Genomic DNA, 21756 nt, shown 5'->3' on the forward strand with positions numbered 1-21756 from the left:
GTGACATGGCTGGCATCGTAGGTCGGGCGGCCGGTCGGTGTAGGGGGGAACTGCCGGGCCTTAGGCGCGCTTCTCGCACCATGGCGGGGCCCTCGGCTGCCCAACAATCGCTGGCAACTGGTCACTAGCCCGCTTGGCGGGCCCGGATTGCCCGACACCATGGACGCCGTCGTCGAATCTCCCACCCCGCTGGTTCCCGCGCAGCCGCCCGGCCTGATGGCCCGGTTGGCCGGCCTGCCCCAGGCGACCAAGATCAAGCTGGGCGTCGGGCTCGCCGGCCTGCTGGCCACCGTGGTAGCCATGGCCCTGTGGGCCAGCCAGGGCGACTGGAAGGTGCTGTACGCCAACCTGCCCGACAAGGAAGCCGGCGCGATCATCGCCCAGCTCTCGCAGATGAAGGTGCCCTACCGGCACACCGAAGGCGGCGCGGCCATCATGGTGCCCGCCGATCGGGTCTACGACCTGAAGATGACGCTGGCCGCCGCCGGCCTGCCCAAGGCCTCGGTGCCCGGCAACGAGCTGCTCGACAACGCCCGCTTCGGCCAGACCGACCGCCAGGAGCGCATGAACATGCAGCGCGCGCTGGAAGGCGAACTGGTGCGCACCATCACCCGCCTGGATGGCGTGCAGGAGGCCCGCGTGCACCTGGCCCTGCCCAACCAGAACGGCTTCTTCCGCGAGCAGCAGAAAGCCAGTGCCAGCGTCATGCTGACCCTGCACCCGGGCCGCAGCCTGGACCGGGCGCAGGCCGCGGCCATCGTCCACCTGGTGTCGTCCAGCGTGCCCGAGCTGAACCCCAAGGCGGTCAGCGTGCTCGACCAGACCGGCACACTGCTGTCCGGCCCCGATGAGGCGGCCCGCAACCTCAACGAGCAGGAACTGCAGTACCAGCGTCAGATCGAGACCACCTATCTGAAGCGCGTGCAGGAGATCCTGGAGCCGGTGCTCGGCCGCGACAACATGCGCGCCACCGTCACCGCCGAGATCGACTTCACCCAGACCGAGGCCACCCAGGAGCAGTACCGCCCCAACCAGGGCGACCAGCCGGCGGCGGTGCGCAGCCAGCAGACCCTGGAGTCCACCCAGCCCGGCACGCCGGTGCCCACCGGCGTCCCCGGTGCCGCGACCAACCAGCCGCCGACCCCCGCCACCGCACCGGTGAACGGCGCCTCGGCACCGCTGCAGGCCAACCAGAGTGGCCAGGCCGGTGGCGGCTCGCGCCGCGAGGCGGTCACCAACTACGAGGTCGACAAGACCACCCGCGTGACCCGCGCCCCGGTGGGCAGCGTCAAGCGCCTGAATGCCGCGGTGGTGGTGAACTACCGCCTGCCCACGCCCGACCCCAAGGCCAAGAGCAAGACCGAACCCAAGCCCGAGGCGCTGCCGCAGGACGAGATCGACAAGATCACCGCCCTGGTGCAGGAAGCGGTGGGTTACAGCAAGGACCGCGGCGACTCGATCAAGGTGATCAGCGCCCCCTTCCGCGCCGACGACACGCCCAAGCCCGACGAGCTGCCGCTGTGGAAGCAGCCCTGGGTGCTGGACCTGCTGCGCGCCGGTGCCGTGCCCGCCGCGCTCGCCATCGTCGCGCTGGGCCTGATCTTCGGCGCGATCCGCCCGGCCATCCAGGCGGCCCGACCGCCGGTGCCCGACGAGGCCCAGGCCACCGAAGCCACCGCCGTGGCGCAGCTCGACGCGGTGGTCGACGACGGCCTGGCGCTGCCCGGCGCGGCCGAAGGGGCGCTGCCGGCGCTGGAGTCGCCGCAGGAAAACGCCAAGCTCGAGGCGGCACGCCGCCTGGCCCGCGAGAACCCGCAGGCCGTGGCCAACATCATGCGCGAGTGGGTCACCGGCGAGGCCGTGGCCTGAATCTGAGAGACCATCACCATGGCCAGCGAAGACGAAAGCATCGAGAACGCAGCGATCCTGCTGATGTCGCTCGGTGAGGAAGAGGCCGCCCAGGTCTTCAAGCACCTGGGCCCCAAGGAAGTGCAGAAGCTGGGCGAGACCATCGCCCGCATGAAGGTCATTCCGCGCGAGCGGGTCGAGCAGGTGCTGGACCGCTTCACCGACGAGGCCGAGAAGCAGCACATGCTGGTGCCCGACACCGACGAGTACGTCAAGAGCGTGCTGCGCAAGGCCCTGGGTGACGACAAGGCCAACCTGCTGATCGACCGCATCATCCAGGGCAGCGACATCACCGGCATCGAGAGCCTGAAGTGGATGGACGCCGCCTCGGTGGCCGAGCTGCTGCGCAACGAACACCCGCAGATCATCGCCGCCATCCTGGTGCACCTGGACCAGGACCAGTCCTCCACCGTGCTCAAGAGCCTGCCCGAGCGGCAGCGCAACGAGGTGCTGATCCGCATCGCCACGCTCGACGGCATCCAGCCCACCGCGCTGAAGGACCTCAACGAGGTGCTCTCCAAGGTGCTGGCCGGCGGCGATCGCCTGAGGAAGGCCTCGCTGGGCGGCGTCAAGGCGGCGGCCGAGATCATCAACCTGATGGGCTCGTCGGTCGAGACCTCGGCGCTGGACTACATCCGCGAGGCCGATGGCGACCTGGCCCAGAAGATCATGGACAACATGTTCACCTTCGAGGACCTGAACAAGCTCGACGACAAGGGCTTCCAGTCGGTGCTCAAGGAAGTGCAGGGCGAGTCCCTGGTCATTGCGCTCAAGGGCGCGACGCCGGAGTTGCGCGAAAAGGTGTTCAAGAACATGTCCAGCCGCGCTGCCGAGACGCTGCGCGAAGACCTGGAAAGCCGTGGCCCGGTGCGGGTCAGCGAGGTCGAGGCCGAGCAGAAGGAAATGCTGAAGATCGTCCGCCGACTCGTCGACGAGGGCCAGATCGTGCTGGCCTCGGGAGGCGCGGATGACTTCCTCTGACCGGCGCGGCCCGCGCCAGGTGCCGCCGCCCCAGGGCAGCACCACCCGGCCGGCTGGCCACTACACCCGCTTCATCCCGCGCGAGGAGCTGTCGGCCTTCTCGAACTGGACCCCGGATGCCTTCGTCGGCCTGGCCGACGAGACCGAGCCGGTGCCCGTCGGCCTGCGCCGGGCGCCCACTGTGCCGGTCGAACCGCCGCCCGCGCCCGAGCCGCCACCCCTGGCCGGCCCCAGCGAAGAAGACTGGCTGCAGCGTGTCCAGGAGGCGCGCCAGCAGGGCTACCAGGACGGCTACCGCGATGGCCTGCAGGCGCTGGACGCCGCCCGGCGCCAGCACCTGCAGCAGGTCACCGCGCAGTTCGCCGGCCTGGCCAGTGCCTTCGAGGACCAGATGATGGCGCTGGAGCAGCGCATGGCCGAGGCCGTCACCGCCACCGCGCTGGCGCTGGCGCGCCAGGTGGTGCGCAGCGAACTCAGCCAACGGCCCGAGCTGGTGCGTCAGGTGGCCCAGGAGGCGATCGGTGCCGTGGTGCTGTCGGCCCGCCACCTGCGCCTGCGGTTGCACCCCGAGGACCTGAGCCTGGTGGCTGCCGATGACGGCGAACTGCTGCGTTCGCGCGAGGTTCAGCTGCAGCCCGACCCGGGCCTGCAGCGTGGCGGCTGCGTGGTCGAGTCCGACCTGGGCCGCGTCGATGCCCGCATCGGTCAGCGCTGGGCGCAGGCCGTGGCGGTGTTCGGCGCCGACCTGCCGCTCGACGGTGACACCGCACCGGGTGGAGACGCGCCATGACCGCGTCCGACCGCGCCCTGCGCTGGGAGCGCTACCTGGCCGACCTGGGCCGCTATGCGGCACTGCGCCAGCCGCTGGAGATGGAAGGCTCGCTGGTGCGCGTCACCGGCCTGGTGCTGGAAGCCACCGGCGTGCGGGCCCCGGTGGGCGCCGTCTGCGCCGTGGGCATGCCGGGCGACACGCCGGTCACCGCCGAGGTCGTGGGCTTCGATGGCGACCGTGCCTACCTGATGCCCACCGGCGAACTGCACGGCCTGGCCAGCGGGGCCCGCGTGGCGCCGCTGCCGGTGCCCCAGCTGCCACCGCGCCTGGGCGCCGAGAACCACCCCTGGCGCCGCACCGAAGACCGCGGTCTGCACCTGCCGATCGGCGACGGCCTGCTGGGCCGCGTCATCGATGCCCATGGCCAGCCGATGGACCGCGCGGGCCCGCTGCAGGAGGTGCAGAACGAACCGATGCTGCGCCGCCCGATCAATGCGATGGACCGTGACCCGGTGCGCACCCCGCTGGACACCGGCGTGCGGGCGATCAATGCGCTGCTCACCGTGGGGCGCGGCCAGCGCCTGGGCCTGTTCGCCGGCACCGGCGTGGGCAAGTCGGTGCTGCTGGGCATGATGGCGCGCTACACCGAGGCCGATGTCATCGTTGTCGGCCTGATCGGCGAGCGCGGCCGCGAAGTCAAGGAGTTCATCGAGGACATCCTGGGCGAGGAGGGCCTGCGCCGCGCCGTGGTGGTGGCCGCGCCCGCCGATGCGCCGCCGCTGGTGCGCATGCAGGGCGCCAGCTACGCCACCGCGATCGCCGAGCACTTCCGCGACAAGGGCCAGCACGTGCTGCTGCTGATGGACTCGCTGACCCGCTACGCGATGGCCCAGCGCGAGATCGCCCTGGCCATCGGCGAGCCCCCCGCCACCAAGGGCTACCCGCCCAGCTGCTTCGCCAAGCTGCCGCAGCTGGTCGAGCGCAGCGGCAACGGCCTGGCCGGCGGCGGCTCGATCACCGCCTTCTACACCGTGCTGACCGAAGGCGACGACCCGCAGGACCCGATCGCCGATGCCGCCCGCGGCATCCTGGACGGCCACATCGTGCTCTCGCGCGAGCTGGCCGAGAGCGGCCACTTTCCGGCGATCGATGTGGAACGCTCGATCTCGCGCGTGATGAACGCGGTGGCCGGTCGGCCGCACCTGGAGGCGGCGCGCCGCGCCCGGCAGTGGCTGGCGAAGTTCAACAAGGCGCGCGACCTGATCCAGCTGGGCGCCTACACGCCGGGCGCCGATCCCGAGCTCGACGCCGCCGTTCGCGTGCATCCGCAGTTGATCGCGCTGCTGCAGCAGGACATGCATGAGCCGGCGCCGCTGGGCACCAGCAGTGCGCAGCTGCAGCAGCTCACCCCCTGACCCCTGACCGAAAGCCCCCCGAACCATGGACCGGATGCAGTTGCTGGCCACCCTGCTCGAGCGCGAGGAGCGCCGCCGCGACGAAGCCCTGGCGCACTGGCGCGGCTGCCAGCAGCGTGCCGAGGCCGCCCGCGGCCAGCACCAGGCGCTGCTGGGCTACCGCGACGAGTACCGCCAGCGCTGGGCCGGCCAGTTCCGCCAGGGCTGCGGCATCGACCTGCTGCGCTGCTACCAGGGCTTCGTCAGCCGCCTGGACCAGGCCATCGAGATGCAGAGCCAGCAGGCCGATCACAGCCAGAACGTGCTGGACGCGGCGCTGCGCGCGCTGCGCCAGCGCGAGACCCGGGTGGCGATGGTGCGCAAGCTGATCGAGCGCCGCCAGGCCGCCGCCCAGCTGGCGCAGTCGCGCCGGGATCAGAAGACCAGCGACGAAGCCGCCCAGCGCATGGGCCGCCGCGGCCCGCGCGCGCTGCAGCCGGCCTGAGCGTTCCCCTTCCAGAGTGCCCCCGATGAGCCAGAGCGTCCACAGCACCCCCAGCCACCCGCGCACGCCGAGCGCCCACGCCGCGCGCGGTCACGCCACGCCAGCGGGCCAGGCCGCCACCGGGACCGCCCCGGCCGGGCTGTTCGCGCTGCTGCTGCGCGGGCAGCAGGACGAGGCGCAGGAGGCCACGCCGACGACCCCGGCCCCCGAGACCGACACCGAGGACGCGTCCGCCGAGCCCCGCGCCGAGACGCCCGAGACTCCGACCGAGCGGCCCCCGCAGCCCCCCGAGGCGCCGACGCCGCCCGCCGCCTGGACGCCTACCGTGCGCGGCGCCCCCGTGGCCGAGCCCGCGCCGCCCGAGGGCAGCGCCACCGACCCGCTGCAGCGCCTGGGCGCGGCCAGCCGCGCCCGTGGCCCCCATGGCGCCGACGGCCTGGAGCGTCAGCGCCCCGTGGCCGACGACGCCGCCAGCACCGACAACCCGACACAGCGCGCCGTCCCGCACGAGGCCGCCGCCGCCCCTGACACCGCCAACGACCCGTCGCTGGCGCGCGCGGTCAGCGAGCCGGTGCCGGAGCCCGCAGCCGCGCCTGCCGCCCCCGGCACGCTGCCCAGCCTGGGCCACGTGGCCGAGACCGCCGCCCCTGCGCCCAGCCCAGCGCCCGCCGACGCCGCCACCACCGCCCGCGCCCACCTGCCGCAGCCGCCCACCAGCCCGGCTTTCGCGCCGGCGCTGGGTCTGCAACTGAGCACCTGGTTGCGCGAGGGGGTGCAGCACGCGGCGCTGGAGCTGAACCCGGCCGAACTGGGCCCGATCGACGTGCGCATCGCGCTGCGCGATGGCCAGGCCCAGGTGGCCCTGACCGCCGACGTGCCCTTCACCCGCCAGGCCCTGGCCGACGCGCTGCCGCAACTGGCCGAGGCGCTGGGCGAGGTGGGCGTGCAGCTGTCGGGCGGCGATGTTTCCGACCAGGCGGGCCGCCGCGCCCGTGAGCAGGCCGCGTCCGGCCCGCGCACGGCCGGCCTGCCCGGCAGCGGCGGCGCCGTTGGCGGCGAGACCGCCACCCCGGCGCCGGCCAGCGCCCGCCGCCGCGGCCTGCTCGACCTCTACGCCTGAGCGCGGCGGCATCGGGCAAGGCGGTTTCCCCCCGCTTTTCCGGCCTTCGCGCCGGCGCCGGCTCCGAATAATCGGTTGGTATCCAGGAAGGTGGCGCGGCCCGTCGGGCCCGGCCTTCCTGTCAGCACCGTCACCGAGGAGCCGCCATGTCTGCCGCCGCTGCCGCCCCAGATGCCGCCGAGGCCGCGCCCAAGAAGGGCAAGAAAAAGCTGATCATCATCATCGCCGCCGTGGCCGTGCTGCTGCTGGGCGGTGGTGGGGCCGCGTTCTACGTGATGAAGAAGAACGCCGCCGCGGCCGAAGAGGCGGCCGCCGAGGGCGAGGACGGCGAACACGGGTCGCACGCCGAGAAGAAGCCCAAGGAAAAGAAGGAGAAGAAGAAGGACGACAAGCACGCCTTGCCGGTCTTCGTGCCTCTGGATCCGTTCACGGTCAACCTGGCCGACCGCGACAGCGACCGCTTTGCCCAGATCGGCATCACGCTGCAGGTCGAGGACGCCCACGCCGGCGACGAGATCAAGGCCTACCTGCCGGCCATCCGCAACAACATCCTGCTGCTGCTGTCACGCAAGTCCGCCCAGGACCTGGCCGGCGCCGAAGGCAAGGAACTGCTGGCCGAGGAAATCCTGCATGTGGCGGTGCAGCCGATGGGCATCGAGCTGCCCCCGCCCGGCGAAGAGGAAGCGCCCGCCAAGGGCAAGAAGAAGAAGCGCTACGACTCGATCGAGGATTCACCGATCAAGCACGTGCAGTTCTCCTCCTTCATCATTCAATGAGCTGAGCGGTTCTCCATGAACCAGCAGATCCTCTCCCAAGACGAAGTCGACGCACTCCTGCAGGGCATCACCGGCGAGAGCCAGAAGCTCGAGCAGGAGGAAGTCCAGACCGGCGGCATCCGTGACTACGACCTGGCCAGCCAGGAGCGCATCGTCCGCGGCCGCATGCCGACGATGGAGATCATCTGCGAGCGCTTCGCCCGCAACATCCGCGTCGGCCTGTTCAACCTGATCCGGCGCAGCCCCGAGGTGTCGATCGGTGGCATCAAGGTGCAGAAGTACAGCGCCTTCCTGCGCGAGATCGTCGTGCCCACCAACTTCAACATCATGCAGGTGCGTCCGCTGCGCGGCTCGGGCCTGGTGGTGTGTGACCCGAGCATCGTCTTCTCGGTGATCGACGCCTTGTTCGGCGGCGCCGGCAAGTTCCACACCCGCATCGAGGGGCGCGACTTCTCGGCCACCGAGCAGCGCGTGATCGAGCGCCTGGTCGAGGTGGTCACGGCCGAATACAAGCGCGCCTGGAAAGGCATCTATCCGCTCGAGCTGGAGTACCAGCGCAGCGAGATGCAGCCGCAGTTCGCCAACATCGCCACGCCCAGCGAGATCGTGGTCGCCACCAGCTTCACGCTGGAGATCGGCGAGACCTCGGGCCAGATCCATTTCTGCATTCCCTACTCGACGCTGGAGCCGATCCGCGACGTGCTGTATTCGTCGATGCAGGGCGACTCCGTCGAGCCGGACCACCGCTGGGTGAACCTGCTCAAGCAGCAGATCCAGAGCGCCGAGGTCGACCTGGTGGTCGAGCTGGGCACCGCACCGGCCACGGTGGAGCAGCTGCTGGCGCTCAAGCCCGGCGACTTCATCGAGCTGGACCTCGAGCCGCTGGCGCAGGCCAAGGTGGACGGCGTGCCGGTGTTCGACTGCCACTACGGCACCTCGGACGGCCACTACGCCGTGAAGATCGAACGTACGTTGACCGGCCCGCAGCAGGGCTGGTTGGGAGAACACCATGTCAGCTGAAGAAGCCAACACCCAGGACGACATGGCCGACGCGTGGGCGGCGGCACTCGCCGAGTCCGGCGCGGGCGGCGGCAACGCCGTGGCCAGCGAGGTGGCGGCCCCGGCCGAGCAGGTCGCGCCTGCGGCCTTCGCCAATTTCTCGCCCGCGGGCGCAGCGGCCGGCGCGCCCAACGACATCAACATGATCCTGGACATCCCGGTCCAGCTGACGGTTGAGCTGGGCCGTACCCGGATCCCGATCAAGAACATCCTGCAGCTGGCGCAGGGCTCGGTGGTCGAGCTCGACGCGCTGGCCGGTGAGCCGATGGACGTGCTGGTCAACGGCTTCCTGATCGCCCAGGGCGAGGTGGTCGTGGTGAACGACAAGTTCGGCATCCGCCTGACCGACATCGTCACCCCCAGCGAGCGCATGCGCCGCCTGAGCAAGCTGTGAACGGTGCTGCCACGATGAACGCCTCTTCCGCCCTGTGGCCGGTGCTGGCCTTCGTGCTGGTGCTGGTGGCGATCCCGCTGGCGCTGTGGCTGATGCGCCGCGCCGGTGTCGGCTCCGCCGGGCCGGGCAACCTGCTGCGCGCTGTGGCCGGCCTGCCGCTGTCGCCCACCCAGAAGGTGGTGGTGGTCGAACTGGGCACCGGCGGCCAGGCGCGCTGGCTGGTGCTGGGTGTGGGCCAGGACCATGTGACGCCGCTGCTGACGCTGGACGCCCCGCCCGGCAGCGCCGCGCTGCTGGGCAGCCCCCAGGGCCCGGCCGTGCAGCAGCTGCTTGACCGCTTCCGCCAGGGTGGCCAGGGGACCGCGCTGTGACCCTGACGCATCTGTCGCGGCGTGCGCTGCCGCTGGCGCTGCTGGCGCTGCCCGTGCTGGGCTGGGCGCAGAGCGGCCCGAACCTGCCCTTGCTGGTGGGGCAGGGCAGCGGTGGCACCAGCTACTCGGTGCCGATGCAGACGCTGCTGTTCTTCACCGCGCTGAGCTTCCTGCCGGCCGTGCTGCTGCTGATGACAGGCTTCACCCGCATCGTCATCGTGCTGTCGCTGCTGCGCCAGGCGCTGGGCACCCAGGCCGCGCCGCCCAACCAGGTGGTCATCGGCCTGAGCCTGTTCCTCACCTTCTTCGTGATGTCGCCGACGATCGACAAGGTCTATGCCGATGCCTGGCAGCCCTACCAGGCCAGCCAGATCGGCTTCGAGGAAGCGCTCAAGCGCGCCGAGGTGCCGATGCGCGGCTTCATGCTCAAGCAGACCCGCCAGTCCGACGTGCAGCTCTTCGCCCGCCTGGCCAAGCTCGACCCGGCGGTCAAAGGCGAGGACGTGCCCTTCAAGGTGCTGGTACCGGCCTTCGTCACCAGCGAACTCAAGAGCGCCTTCCAGATCGGCTTCCTGATCTTCATCCCCTTCCTGGTGATCGACATGGTGGTGGCCAGCGTGCTGATGTCGCTGGGCATGATGATGCTCTCGCCGGTGCTGGTGGCGCTGCCCTTCAAGCTGATGCTCTTCGTGCTGGCCGATGGCTGGAACCTGTTGCTGGGCTCACTCGCCGCCAGTTTTGCCACCTGACCCGCCCCGCTGTCCATGGATGCCTCTCATGTTTTCACGATCGGCCAGCAGGGCCTGATGATCCTGCTGATGGTGTCGGCACCGATGCTGGCGGCGGTGCTGCTGGTCGGGGTGCTGGTCAGCATCTTCCAGGCCGCCACCCAGATCAACGAGGCCACGCTGAGCTTCGTGCCCAAGCTGATCGCCGCGGTGGCGGTGATGGCCGTGGCCGGTCCGTGGATGATGACCACGCTGGTCGACTACCTGCGCTCGATGCTGATGTCGATCGCCACGGCGGCCACCTGATCGCGGCTGCAGTCGCCGGCGATGATCTCCTTCAGCGAAGCCCAGATCCTGGCCTGGATCACGCCGATCCTGTGGCCCTTCGTGCGGGTGCTGGCGCTGCTGCAGGTGCTGCCGGTGATCGGCCAGCGCCTGGTGCCGCTGCGGGTGCGCGTCGGCCTGGCGTTCCTGGTGGCGCTGGCCGCGCAGCCGATGCTGCCGCCGATCGAGCCGGTGCCGCTGGATTCGGCGCTGGCCGTGGGCCTGGTGGCGCAGCAGCTGATGGTGGGCCTGACGCTGGGCTTCGCGGTGCGACTGGTGGTGGCCGCGGTGGAGCTGGCCGGTGAGATCGCCGGTCTGCAGATGGGCCTGAACTTCGCCGGTTTCTTCGACCCGGTCTCGGCCACCCAGGCCACCGCGAGCAGCCGCTTCTTCGGCACGCTGGTGGCCTTCCTGTTCATCGTCATCAACGGTCACCTGGCGGTGATCGAGGCGGTGGTGCGCAGCCTGGAGGTGTTCCCGGTCGGGCCGCAGCCCTTCGCCTTCCTGGCCGCCACCCGGCCTCACGAGTGGGGCGCCGAGGTGTTCCGCATGGGCCTGTGGATGGCGATGCCGCTGATCGCGATGCTGATGCTGGTGAACCTGGTGCTGGGCGTGGTCTCGCGCGTGGCGCCGCAGGTGCACATCTTCTCGCTGGGCTTTCCGGTCACCGTGGCCGTGGGCCTGATCGGCCTGATGGCGATGCTGCCGATGCTCCAGACGCCCTTCGTGGCCACGCTGGAGCGGATGCTGGCGCCGTTCAGGTAGCCGGCTCGACGCGGTCGCGGCCGCCCGACTTCGCCCGGTACAGGCCGGTGTCGGCCTCGGCGATCGCCGCATCGATCGACTGCGGGGGCGACCAGATCGCCCAGCCGATCGACGCCGTTGGCCGCAGCCCCGGCGCCGACGGCAGCCGGGTCGCCGCCACGGCCGCGCGCATCCGTTGCGCCGCCTGCAGCGCGGTCGCGCGGTCGGCCCCGGGCAGCACGGCCAGGAACTCCTCGCCACCCCAGCGCGCCATCAGGTCTTCCTGGCGCAGCGCGGTCAGCATCTGCCGCGCGCACTGGCGCAGCACCTCGTCACCCACGGCGTGGCCGTGGGCGTCGTTGACCAGCTTGAAGTGGTCCAGATCCAGCAGCAGCACCGCGGCGGACTGCGCCTGGCGGGCCAGACGAGCGCCTTCGGCGTCAATGCGCTCCACCATCGCCCGCCGGTTCAGCAAGCCGGTCAGCGGGTCGCGGGTCGCCAGGTTCATCGCGTGCTGCAAGGCGGCCTCAAGCCGGGCATTGGCACGTTGCAGGTCCTCACTGAGACGGCGGCTGAGCAGCTCCGCCGCGACACCCTCGCAGCTCTGCCGGTGCAGCTGGCGACCGTAGATGGTGACCACCGCCAGCAGCACGGCGATGCCGGCGAACAGGGGCCAGGCGGTGGTCCAGGACTCCTGCGCCAGTCGCGCACCGATCGTCAGCCACATCGGCGCGATGAAGACCACCATCGACTGGCCCCAGTAGGCGGCCGTGATCAGCATCAGCACCGTCGCCACCAGGGGCAGCACGACCATCACCAGGTCCCGGCCGTCGAAGGGGAAGTCGGCGACCATCCAGACCGGCAGGCCCCAGCTGACGCCGGCAAAGGACACCCCTGCCAGCAGCCGCAGCGGCAAGCGGCCGGCCTGGTGCAGCGTCTGGACGCGCAGCAGGCGCCTGGCCAGCCAGTGGTTGTGCAGCAGCGAGGCGAAACGCAGCGCCACGAAGGCGGCCAGCAGGGCGGCGGGCGCGCGCGTCCACTGCAGCGCGACGATCAGGCCCACGCCCAGCACGCTGCTGTAGATGGCGGCCAGCTCCCGGTGGGCCGAGCGGCGCAGCAACTCCAGACGGAGCTCGTCCGGGTCCTGGGGTTGGCCGGGGAGGTACTGCATGGCTCGTCGGTGGGGCCGTGGCGGGCCCTGCGACCCATCGCCAGCGCCGACTCTACACCGCCGCATCCCGCAGTGACCGGGGAAGTGCCGGGCGAAAACCGGGCTCCAGTCGGCACCGCCGTCCCGCCGGGCGGGCAGCATCCGCATCCATGTCCGACTCCGCCCAGGACCGCAACCTCCCCGCGTCAGAACGCAAGAAGCGCCGTGCCCGTGAAGACGGCCAGGTGCCGCGTTCGCGCGACCTGGGCCATGTGGCCGCGCTGGGCGGCGGCGGTGCGGTGCTGATGGCGGTGGCGGGCCCGCTGGCCGCCTGGTTGCGCGACCTGCTGGCGGGTGCGCTGCGCTTTGGCGCCAACGACGTGCACAACCCTGCCGCGATGGGCGAACACCTGCAGCGCCTGGGAGGCCAGGCGCTGATGGTGGTGCTGCCACTGGGCGTGCTGGTGGCGCTGGCGGCGATGCTGGCGGCCAAGCTCTCGGGCGGCTGGAACGTCAGCTTCAAGGCGCTGCGCCCCGACTTCTCGCGCTTCAACCCGCTGGCGGGGCTGGGGCGCATGGTGTCGAAGGATCACCTGCTCAATGTCTTGATGTCGATCACGCTGGCGGTGGTGGTGGGGGTGGTGGGCACGCTCTACATCCGGCACCGCTTCTTCGAGCTGGCCGGCCTGCTGGCCGTGCCGCTGCCACAGGCGATCAGCGAGATCGGCGGCGTGCTGGCCGCCTGCCTGGGCCTGATGCTGCTGGCCCTGGCCGGCTGGGCGGCCATGGACGTGCCGCTGCAACGCCACCTGTGGCTGAACCGCCTGAAGATGACGCGCGAGGAAGCCAAGCAGGAAATGAAGGACGCCGAGGGCAACCTGGAGGTCAAGGGCCGGATCAAGGCGCGCATGCGCGAGATCAGCCGCAAGCGCATGCTGGCCGCGGTGCCCGAGGCCGACCTGGTGGTCATGAACCCGACCCACTACGCCGTGGCGCTGAAGTACGACGAGCAGCGCATGGGTGCGCCGCGGGTGGTGGCCAAGGGCGCCGATCTGCTGGCGCTGAAGATCCGCGACCTGGCGCGCGACGCCCAGGTGCCGGTGCTGCAGGCACCGCCTCTGGCGCGGGCGCTCTACGCGCACTGCGAGCTGGACCAGGAGGTGCCGGCCGCGCTGTTCGCCGCGGTGGCCCAGGTGCTGGCCTGGGTCTACCAGCTGCGCCGCAGTCCCGAACTGGCCACGGCGCCGCCGCAGGTGCAGGTGCCGCAGGGCCTGGACCCGCACGAGGCACGCGCCTGATGCCCCACAGGCCCCGGGCTGGTGCGCCGGCGTACCGCCTGCGCCACGGCCTGTCTGGACAAGCGGGCCGGTTGCGCTGATCATGCCGCGGGCGCCATCCGGCGCTGCCAGGTTGGGCCAGGGAGGTTCGGGTGGTACGGTGCGGAAGCCTGCGTGAGCGGTGGCGATGGCTGGTGCTGTGCCTGCTGTGGGTGGTTCAGCCGCTGCTGGCCGCCCCGGCCTCGGCGCCCGCCGCCGCGGTCCTGCCGGCGCCGGCCACCACGCTGGTGCTCAGCGCTGCGGAGCGGCAGTGGCTCGACAGCCACCCCACGCTGCATGTCGGCCTGACCCGCGATTTCCCGCCGTTCTATGTGCGCGAGCCCAACAGCGACCGCGCCCATGGCTTCGTGCTGGAACTGCTTGCCCGCTGGACGCAGCGCCTGGGCGTGTCGACCACACTGCACCATTACGACAGCTTCGACGAGCTGCGTGCCGCGCTGCAGCGCGGCGAGATCGACCTGACGCCCTTCGCCGCGCTGGACCGCGCCCGTGCCGCCGGGCTGCCGGTGGGGGCGCCGGTGATGTCGGTGCCGCTGGTGGTGGCGGCGCGGCGCGACGTGCCCGACATCTCGCCCACGGCCGACTTCGCCGGCCGCCGGGTGGCGATCGAGCTGGGCTCCAGCGTCGACCAGGCGCTGGCCACGCGCTTCCCGCAGCTGCGGCTGGAACGCCACGCCACCGCGCGCGAAGCGCTGCAGGCCGTAGCCACCGGCGGCGCCGACATCTTCATCGGCTTCCAGCAGGCGGCGGTCTACCACATCGAGCATGAACTGCTGGCCAACGTGCAGCTGCGCGCCAACCTGGGGCCGGTGCCGATGGGGCCGGTGCTGGCGCCGGGTCGCGGCGTGCTGGCGGCGCTGCTGGACAAGGCGGCCGCCGAGGGCGGCCAGGCCGAGCGTGATCGCCTGGCGCGGCGCTGGCTGCCCGCGGGCTCCACTCGTTTGCCGCTGCCCGCGGCCAGCGCCCAGCTCAGCGAGCCGGAACAGCGCTGGGTGGCCGACCATGGCCAGCTGCGCGTGGGCTACGACCCCAGCTTCGCCCCGGTCAGCCTGCGTGGCCCGCTGGGCGACTTCACCGGCTTCGGCCCCGACCTGATGCGCCTGCTGGCCGACAAGGCCGGCCTGGCGGTGGCGCAGGAGGTGGGGCTGCCGTTTGCCGAGCTGTACGAGCGTGGCCGCCAGGGCCAGATCGAGGTGCTGGTGGGCATGGCCCGCACCGTCGCCCGGCGCGACGACTACGACTTTGTCGGGCCCTTCCTGAGCACCCCCACCGTGCTGTTCACCCGATCGGGCGAGCAGAGCCAGGTGGTGGACACCGCCGACATCGGCGTGCGCCGGCTGGCCCTGCTGAAGGGCCACTTCCTGCTGCCCGAGCTGCGCCTGCGCCACCCGCGCCTTTCGGTGGTGGAGCTGGATCGGCAAGACCAGGTGCTGTCGGCTGTGGCCGAGGGCGCCGCCGAAGTCGGGCTGGGCAACCTCTATGTGGTCAATGAATTGCTGGAGCGCCGCTTCGCCGGCCGGGTGGCGCTGTCCGGCGTGGTCAGTGGCGGTGACAGCGAGCTCTACCTGGGCGTGCCGCGCGGCCGCCCCGAGCTGACCCGGGTGCTGGCGCGCGCCATGGAATCGGTCAACGACAGCGAGTGGGCCACCTTGCGCGCCCGCTGGCTGGCCCGCGAGGTGCCCACCGGACCCGACTGGCGCGAGCTGCTGCAGGTGGCCGGTCCGCTGGTGGCGGTGCCGGTGCTGGTGGCGCTGCTGCTGTGGATCGGCCAGCGCCGGCTGCGCCGCGCCCACGAGGCCGAGCAACTGGCGCGCCGCCAGGCCGAGGACAGCATCGCCGCCCGCGGCCGCTTCCTGGCCTACCTGGCGCACGAGCTGCGCGGGGCGCTGGGCGCGGTCAGCTCCGGCGCCCAGCTGCTGCGCACCCAGGACGACCCGGTGCGCCGAGACCGCCTGCTGCAGGCCATCGGCCATTCGGCCAGCAGCCTGCTGCAGCTGCTGGAGACCACGCTGGGTTACGAGCAGTCGCTGCAAGGCCAGCTCAAGCTGCAGCCCACCGCGGTGGCCCTGGGCCCCTGGTGGCGCGAAACGCTGGACCCGGCACGCCTGGCCACGCAGGCCAAGGGCCTGGGCTTCGTCGAGGAGAGCCGCGGCCTGGACGAGGTGTCCGCACACCTGGACGGCGTGCGCCTGCGCCAGGTGGTGCAGAACCTGCTGAACAACGCGCTGAAGTTCACCGCCGAGGGCGAGGTGCGCGCCGGGGCCTGGGTGGTCGACGGCAGCGACCCGCCGCGCCTGCGCATCGAGGTGCAGGACAGCGGCCCCGGCCTGAGCGCCACCGACCGCGAGCAGCTGTTCCAGGCCTACGCCCAGGGCGAGCAAGGCCGCCGCGCCCACCAGGGCGCCGGCCTGGGCCTGGCCATCAGCGCCCAGATCGTGCGCGCCATGGGCGGCGAAATCGCCTGCCTGGCGTCCGAGCGCGGCGCGCATTTCGCGGTCGAGGTGCCGCTGGGCCACGGCGCCGGCTGGGCGGACGCAAGGGACGTTGGTCCCGCGTGATCGGCTGGGTTCGTGTGGGGCCCGTGCTCTGCGCTGTCCCGAGGGGCGCAGTGCGAGGGTGGCGGGTTGAACCGGGTGGGCTGATGCATTTGGCAATGCGTTGGGGAGCAGCATCGTAGAGACGATGCGCGACTCAACGCTCCCAGAGGCAATCAAGGGCATGTCGCCCGAAGCCCGGCAGTTTGCTCATGCAGCCATCGCTCGCGGAATGAGCCCGGACAACCCGGAGCAAATGGCTGCACTGCAAAACACACTGGAGGCGCAGTTCCAGGGCCGGAACCTTTCGGACGCAGAGCGGTACAGCAACACGGAAGTGTTCTTGCGTGCCATCGTTCCTGACCCTCAGCAACGCCAACTCGCCATGGAGTCGTTGCTCGAAGGCGGTGTACTAGTCGAGCCACCTGCACCACAAGCACCTGACAACCCAGATGCACAGCGCGTAGTGGTCACGGGGGAGAACCCCGACCAGGCGGGCACCGCTCTGGGTGCCAAGCCCATTGACAGGCTGGCACGAAGGACAGGCGCCTTCGTGAAGGAGGTCGAGGCCACCATCGCGGACAAGCCCTGGCTTGGTTACGCGCTGGAGGCAGTCAGCTTTGCGGCGGCACCGCTCGCATTTGTCGGTCAGAAGCTCATCGCAGAGACTCCTGTAGGCGACGCTATAGACGCCGTCAAACGACGGCTTAGCGGCATTGCGTCCGACCGCTTCGCAAGCGTCGGCTATGACGAGGATGCGGCCGAGAATGGCGGTACTGGCGTCATGGCAGCTAGTGCCCTAGCGTTGGGCGTCATGCCTAAGCAGGTACTGGGCGTCGTGGCCGATCTCAAAGGGCTGCGCCCTGGTCACTCGTTCAAGCTGCCGGACGTACAGGCCAAGTATCCGAGGGTCGTCTTCACGAAGGAGATTGAAGATGCTATGGGGCCAGCACCTGCCGGCATGCAGAACGCCCATCGCCACCACATCTTGGACGCCAACGGTCAGCCTGGGCCGCAGCGTGCACTGGTGCGCGAAGGGCAAGACATCTTGCGGGAGTACGACATTGACCCACTGCATGGCACCGAAAATCTGGTCTGGGCGCCGAACAAGGGACATTCACTGGCAAACACTGAGAGCCTGGTGGAACAGCTGCGGGCGGCTAAGATTGGCGGTTTGACGCGCGAGGACATAGTCACGATTCCTAGACAGGCTGGCAAGGAAGCAGGTGAGCGATGAGTGCGGAAAACGCGAAACCCCTGATGCGGCAAGTGCTTGACGCAATCAAACAGGGTGACCTGCGCACCCTCGAGGAGCTAGTGCGGATGAATCCAGACCAGCTGCACTTCAAGACGCCGTTTGGATTTCAAACTTGGCTTGGATATGCCGCAGGAAATGCTCGTTTGGAAGTGGTTCAGGCATTGCTGTCGCTAGGGTTTGACGCGAACGAAGGCACTCCTTCTGATGGCATAAAGCCGTTGAGCAAGGCATGCGAAGAAGGCCGTCTCGACAACGCCAACCTGTTGCTTGATGCGGGAACCGTACTTGAGACCGCCACTTCCGTTCAGAACCCCTTGTTCGCCGCCATCGTTGGCCGCTCGCCCGAAGTAGTGAAATTGCTGCTTGAGCGCGGCATCGACGCTACCGTGCGCTACAACTCCAAGACTATGAAGAACATGGATGCTGTGGCCTTCGCCTTGATGCGTGGCGAGGCCGAATGCGCTCGAGTTGTTGCGTTGTGGAATGCCAAGGGCGATGAAATTGCAGCGAAGCAAGCGCTAGAAGAGGGCTCGCATATTGCAAAGGAGAACGCATACCGCGACCGATGAGTTTGGCAATGCGCTAGGTGGCAGCTTGGTCGATGCGATGCAGCCGACCCAAGGCGAAGAGCCGTGGTCCTCGGCGGACTACCGCAACGGGTCCGACATCGAGAGCGACAACTACGCCGCACCGACCAGCACGTACTCGGGTGGGCAGGCCTGGGCTGCGGACGTGGCAGCACGCCGAGCGGGCGCGAGCGGGCGGCAGCTCGATGAGTTGCTGGCCGGCGTGGGCGCCGATGGCATCAGCGTCGACACTCGGCCGGGCAGCGTCTACGTGCAGGCTGGCGACAGCCTGAGCAAGATTGCGGCTCGCTTCCCCGAGTACGGAAGCACCAACGACCTGAAGAACCAGCTCATTGCGGCGAACCCGCAACTGAGCGACCCGAACGCGCTGACCGAAGGAATGGAGTTGAACTTCCCGGGCGCGGGCACGGTGGTCGATAGGGCCGCGATGGCGCGCGCCGTGGGCGCGGACGGGCGGTATCAGACAGCGCTGGCTGCGCGTGCTCAGCCGTCTGGCAATGGGCTGTCCTTCGATGGCTTGAGCTTCGCTGACTTGGCCCTGGGTGAAGGCTCACCGTCGCTGGGTAGTTCCACGTCGCTGAGCGGTTGGCAGCGCACTCAGGCGCATGCGCTAGGCGTCTATGACGCAGGTGCGGGCGCTGTCGAAAGCGCCGGCTACAGCTTCGGCGTAGTCGGTACGCCGGAAAGCCGCGCGGCCTGGGCAGTGAAGACTGCCGAGGCAACGGTGAAAGGCATCAGGCGCTTCGCCAACGACCCGGGCGGCACTGTGTCGGGCTGGTGGGACAACCTGACGGGCGATGACCCGGCGGCCATCCGGCAAGCCACGGCACAGGGTACGGGGATAGCGCTTGGCGTAGCTGGCGGCGTGGCGATGGGCAGGCTCGGCGGCGTGCGTCCAACTGGCCTCAGCTATGACATCGCTAGATGGGGCGAGTACGGTCTGCCGAGCGACGGTTACTTCGCCAGAACCCTCACACGAGAGCAATACCTTGACCTGCAAGCTGGACGGTCGTTCAGCTTTGGTGGAAAGCCGGCTGAGGGTTACCCAAGTGGCATGGGCTTCATCGGCTCGGCAGAGGAAGTGCGAGGCCTGACCACCGTGCAGGGCTATCGTGAAGGCTTGAAGCTCAGCTACGACCCGAAGTACGTGCTCGAATTCCAGTTGTCTGACCCGGCTAGCCTGCAAAACGTCATTCGGGCGCCCTATCAAGAGTTCGTTCCTGGCGGCAAGACGGGAGCCGGGTTCAGTGAATGGAACTACCCTGGCATTAGTTCGAGCGACATCGTCAATGGGAAAGTGAGGGTGCTCAAGTGATGCAGGACGAGTACAAGACATTGGACGGCTCGACCGTCGCCTTCGACCTTGACGATGTGGTGCAGGTGGTAAAGGGGCACAGCCAAATCAAGCAGGGTTGGCAATCGTTCATCGTCTACAACGTTCCGACACGCTCATTCATTGAGCTTCGGAGCTCGCCGCCGGACTACAAGGGCAACTCCGCGGACGAAGCGGAAGAGGTGACGGAGCAGTATGTGTGCGCTACGTTCCAGCTTGAGCCGGCACAAGTGAGCACGCTACGTGCGTCGCCACGCAAGTGGCAGTTGGTGAATCGACGCGGTTGATTGCTACAAGGGGCATGCATCCATGCCCCTTGCTCTCCTGGTACCTCTACACCGCTGACGCCACCTCGGTGCGCCTGCTGACCGACGACGGCACGCCGTCGCCTGAGCTGAGCACCGAGCCGGCGCGCACGCTGGTCGAGCTGACCGCGGCCGTCCATGCTGCGGCGTGCCGCCTGGGCGAGCACGAGCTGCGGCACCTCGAACAGGCCATCGCGCTGCAGCGCTGGCGCAGTTGAGCCTGCGGCGGGCTGCCGGGTCAAGGCTGGCCGTGAGGCCACCCGTCAGGGCACGTCTGGCCAAGCTGGTGCCGGTGCGCGGCTGGCTGCTCTGGCTGCTGCGAGAGGGCGAACTGTCCAGCGATCCGGTGGCGGCGATGGAGCTGCCGCGCGCCGACCGCGTGCTGCCGCGCCACTTGCTGGGCCCCATTGAGTTGCAGCGCCTGCTGGCCGAACCCGACACCGGCCGTCCGATCGGCCTGCGTGACCGCGCGATGCTGGAGTTGCTGTACTCCAGCGGCCTGCGCCGCATGGAACTGGCCAGCCTGCAGATGAAGGACCTGGACCTGCCCCGCCGGCTGCTGTGGGTGCGCCTGGGCAAGGGCCGAAAGGACCGTGTGCTGCCGATCACCGCCGTCGCGGTGCATTGGCTGCAGCGCTACCTGCAGGAGGTCCGACCGCGTTTGGTGCGGCCATCGACTGACCCCGGCCACGTGTTCCTGGGCGCCTATGGTCGGCCCTTGAGCCTGGCCTGGCTATCGCAGATCGTCTCGCAGCATCTGCGTCATGCGCTGCCCGGCCACGTCGGCAGCTGCCACCTGCTGCGCCACGCCATGGCCACGCACATGCTGGAGGGCGGCGCCGACATCCGCTACATCCAGGCCATGCTGGGCCACGCGCAGCTGGGCAGCACGCAGATCTACACCCATGTGGCGATCGGCCGGCTGCAGGATGTGCATGCCAGGACACATCCACGGGCCAGCGCCGAAGACACGCAGAGCTGAGGCGTTGCCAGCCCGGACAAGCGGAGTCTGTCCGGCGACTGTCGCCAGCGCGCCGCAGACCACTTGAGCTTGGCCGGTGCGGGGTGGCCACTGCGACACCGCGCGCCGACAATGCCAACTCCACAACCCACAACATCAGGGACATGTTGAACTCGACCATCCGTCGCGCCATCGGGCGCAGCTTCGCTCTTCTGTCGTTCTCGCTGCTGGCCGCCTGTGGCGGCGGCGGTGGTGGCGGCGACCCCAGCTACGCCGTGGACCTGTCGCCCAAGCCGCTGACGGCCCGCTGGACCGATGCCATGGTGGTGCTCGAGCCGGTCAGCGTGACCGCCGTCTTCGACAAGGCGCCCACCGGCACGGTGTACCCGGTGGTGGTGATGGATGCGCCCAACTTCGTCTCGGAGACCGTGGCCGTGCGACAGATCTCGGGCGCGACCTACGAGGTGGACCTGACGCCCAAGTCCTCGCTGTCGGTGGGCGTGCACACCGGCACCCTCACCCTCAAGCTGTGCAAGGACCCGCAGTGCAATGCGGTGTACGCCCTGACCGGCGGCAGCCTGCCCTATGAGCTGACGGTGTCGGCGGCGATGGCCGTGTCGCTGACGATCAACGGCGTGCCTGTGCCCGATGGACGCGGCGGCCAGTTGACTGCCCGTGAAGACGACGTGCTGACCGTAGACATCAGCAGCGGCGACACGATCGAGCTCAGCTCGCACGCCGAGGTCGACTGGGTGGCCAGCACGAACAACCAGGTCAACAACTCGATCACCGTGCTGTCCTCCACGCCCACCAGTTGGCGCGCCGTGATCTCGGGGCCGCCCAATGCCAAGGACCTGTCGGTGCTGGCGATTCCCAAGGACACCAATCAGCGGTCGGCGCAGTACTCGTTCTTCATTCAGTGAGGGGAACGGCGCTGTAGGCCTAGCCCCTTGCTACTTCTGATTGGTACGGAGGGTGGGGGGCAGGTCACAAGGGCCGCGATCAGCGGCCCTTGTTCATTTCTAGTCGCCGACTAGCACGATCTCGCCTAGTTCAACTTTCAGGTCAGTGACCCCTGTGTACTTGGGCTCTGGCCGCCAAGGCGTCTGTTCGTGCTCGTAGATGAAGTCAATCGCGCTCTGAGTGAATTCCTTCCTCAGGCTGGCCTCATCTCGTACCTCATTCCGCGAGCGCCGAATAGATGTCGATCCTTCC

The 21756-nt window shown here is 69.6% G+C and carries 23 protein-coding genes; 22 read left to right on the forward strand and 1 reads right to left on the reverse strand.

What is annotated here, in order from left to right; all coding sequences use genetic code 11:
• Positions 1-159 precede the first annotated feature (159 nt).
• The 13 genes from fliF (at position 160) to fliR (ending at position 11097) form a co-directional block, all read left to right on the forward strand.
• Positions 160-1869 carry a flagellar basal-body MS-ring/collar protein FliF gene (gene fliF / locus KAK03_RS04485; RefSeq protein ID WP_210851985.1) on the forward strand — a complete coding sequence of 570 codons (1710 nt, stop codon included), beginning with the start codon at positions 160-162 and terminating at the stop codon, positions 1867-1869.
• 18 nt (positions 1870-1887) lie between these two features.
• A complete protein-coding gene (fliG, locus tag KAK03_RS04490; protein ID WP_210851986.1) occupies positions 1888-2889 on the forward strand; it encodes a flagellar motor switch protein FliG in 1002 nt (333 codons plus the stop codon).
• Positions 2876-3679 carry a FliH/SctL family protein gene (locus KAK03_RS04495; protein WP_210851987.1) on the forward strand — a complete coding sequence of 268 codons (804 nt, stop codon included), beginning with the start codon at positions 2876-2878 and terminating at the stop codon, positions 3677-3679. Before fliG ends, KAK03_RS04495 begins: the two co-directional genes overlap by 14 nt.
• Entirely contained in the window at positions 3676-5076 is a 1401-nt protein-coding gene (fliI, locus tag KAK03_RS04500; RefSeq protein ID WP_210851988.1) for a flagellar protein export ATPase FliI, read from the forward strand. The genes KAK03_RS04495 and fliI overlap by 4 nt, the downstream gene beginning before the upstream one ends.
• A gap of 34 nt (positions 5077-5110) precedes the next feature.
• Complete coding sequence (gene fliJ, locus KAK03_RS04505; RefSeq protein ID WP_210851989.1) at positions 5111-5560, forward strand: flagellar export protein FliJ; 450 nt, start codon at positions 5111-5113, stop codon at positions 5558-5560.
• Positions 5561-5585: 25 nt separating this feature from the next.
• The gene (locus KAK03_RS04510) at positions 5586-6680 is read left to right on the forward strand and encodes a flagellar hook-length control protein FliK (protein WP_210851990.1); all 1095 of its coding nucleotides are present in this window, start codon (positions 5586-5588) and stop codon (positions 6678-6680) included.
• A 146-nt stretch (positions 6681-6826) separates the two neighbouring features.
• A complete protein-coding gene (locus tag KAK03_RS04515; RefSeq protein WP_210851991.1) occupies positions 6827-7456 on the forward strand; it encodes a flagellar basal body-associated FliL family protein in 630 nt (209 codons plus the stop codon).
• Between the two features lie 15 nt (positions 7457-7471).
• Positions 7472-8476, forward strand: a complete 1005-nt coding sequence (gene fliM, locus KAK03_RS04520; protein ID WP_210851992.1) for a flagellar motor switch protein FliM — start codon at positions 7472-7474, stop codon at positions 8474-8476.
• On the forward strand, positions 8466-8909 hold the full coding sequence (fliN, locus tag KAK03_RS04525) for a flagellar motor switch protein FliN (protein ID WP_210851993.1): 444 nt from the start codon (positions 8466-8468) through the stop codon (positions 8907-8909). The genes fliM and fliN overlap by 11 nt, the downstream gene beginning before the upstream one ends.
• Before the next feature lie 14 nt (positions 8910-8923).
• Entirely contained in the window at positions 8924-9280 is a 357-nt protein-coding gene (locus KAK03_RS04530; protein ID WP_210851994.1) for a FliO/MopB family protein, read from the forward strand.
• 2 nt (positions 9281-9282) lie between these two features.
• On the forward strand, positions 9283-10029 hold the full coding sequence (fliP, locus tag KAK03_RS04535; RefSeq protein WP_375140967.1) for a flagellar type III secretion system pore protein FliP: 747 nt from the start codon (positions 9283-9285) through the stop codon (positions 10027-10029).
• A gap of 15 nt (positions 10030-10044) precedes the next feature.
• Positions 10045-10314: a flagellar biosynthesis protein FliQ gene (gene fliQ / locus KAK03_RS04540; protein ID WP_210851995.1), complete on the forward strand. Its 270-nt coding sequence runs from the start codon at positions 10045-10047 to the stop codon at positions 10312-10314.
• Between the two features lie 21 nt (positions 10315-10335).
• Positions 10336-11097, forward strand: coding sequence for a flagellar biosynthetic protein FliR (gene fliR / locus KAK03_RS04545; protein ID WP_210851996.1), 762 nt, complete (start codon positions 10336-10338; stop codon positions 11095-11097).
• Here fliR and KAK03_RS04550 read toward each other — a convergent pair.
• Positions 11090-12247 carry a GGDEF domain-containing protein gene (locus KAK03_RS04550; RefSeq protein WP_210851997.1) on the reverse strand — a complete coding sequence of 386 codons (1158 nt, stop codon included), beginning with the start codon at positions 12245-12247 and terminating at the stop codon, positions 11090-11092. The two genes, fliR and KAK03_RS04550, sit on opposite strands and share 8 nt — an antisense overlap.
• 149 nt (positions 12248-12396) lie before the next feature.
• On the opposite strand from KAK03_RS04550, the gene KAK03_RS04555 reads away from it, so the two are divergent.
• The 9 genes from KAK03_RS04555 (at position 12397) to KAK03_RS04595 (ending at position 21464) form a co-directional block, all read left to right on the forward strand.
• Positions 12397-13524, forward strand: coding sequence for an EscU/YscU/HrcU family type III secretion system export apparatus switch protein (locus KAK03_RS04555; protein WP_210851998.1), 1128 nt, complete (start codon positions 12397-12399; stop codon positions 13522-13524).
• A 173-nt stretch (positions 13525-13697) separates the two neighbouring features.
• On the forward strand, positions 13698-16121 hold the full coding sequence (locus KAK03_RS04560) for a transporter substrate-binding domain-containing protein (RefSeq protein ID WP_210851999.1): 2424 nt from the start codon (positions 13698-13700) through the stop codon (positions 16119-16121).
• Between the two features lie 160 nt (positions 16122-16281).
• Positions 16282-17334 carry a hypothetical protein gene (locus KAK03_RS04565; RefSeq protein ID WP_210852000.1) on the forward strand — a complete coding sequence of 351 codons (1053 nt, stop codon included), beginning with the start codon at positions 16282-16284 and terminating at the stop codon, positions 17332-17334.
• Positions 17331-17924, forward strand: a complete 594-nt coding sequence (locus KAK03_RS04570) for an ankyrin repeat domain-containing protein (protein WP_210852001.1) — start codon at positions 17331-17333, stop codon at positions 17922-17924. Before KAK03_RS04565 ends, KAK03_RS04570 begins: the two co-directional genes overlap by 4 nt.
• Before the next feature lie 25 nt (positions 17925-17949).
• A complete protein-coding gene (locus KAK03_RS04575) occupies positions 17950-19257 on the forward strand; it encodes a LysM peptidoglycan-binding domain-containing protein (protein WP_210852002.1) in 1308 nt (435 codons plus the stop codon).
• A complete protein-coding gene (locus KAK03_RS04580; RefSeq protein WP_210852003.1) occupies positions 19257-19562 on the forward strand; it encodes a hypothetical protein in 306 nt (101 codons plus the stop codon). Before KAK03_RS04575 ends, KAK03_RS04580 begins: the two co-directional genes overlap by 1 nt.
• 14 nt (positions 19563-19576) lie before the next feature.
• Complete coding sequence (locus tag KAK03_RS04585) at positions 19577-19798, forward strand: hypothetical protein (RefSeq protein WP_210852004.1); 222 nt, start codon at positions 19577-19579, stop codon at positions 19796-19798.
• 32 nt (positions 19799-19830) lie between these two features.
• Entirely contained in the window at positions 19831-20562 is a 732-nt protein-coding gene (locus KAK03_RS04590; RefSeq protein ID WP_210852005.1) for a tyrosine-type recombinase/integrase, read from the forward strand.
• Between the two features lie 143 nt (positions 20563-20705).
• Positions 20706-21464: a hypothetical protein gene (locus KAK03_RS04595; RefSeq protein ID WP_210852006.1), complete on the forward strand. Its 759-nt coding sequence runs from the start codon at positions 20706-20708 to the stop codon at positions 21462-21464.
• Positions 21465-21756 lie beyond the last annotated feature (292 nt).

Source organism: Ideonella alba (assembly GCF_018069845.1).
GTDB classification, from domain to species: domain Bacteria; phylum Pseudomonadota; class Gammaproteobacteria; order Burkholderiales; family Burkholderiaceae_C; genus Ideonella; species Ideonella alba.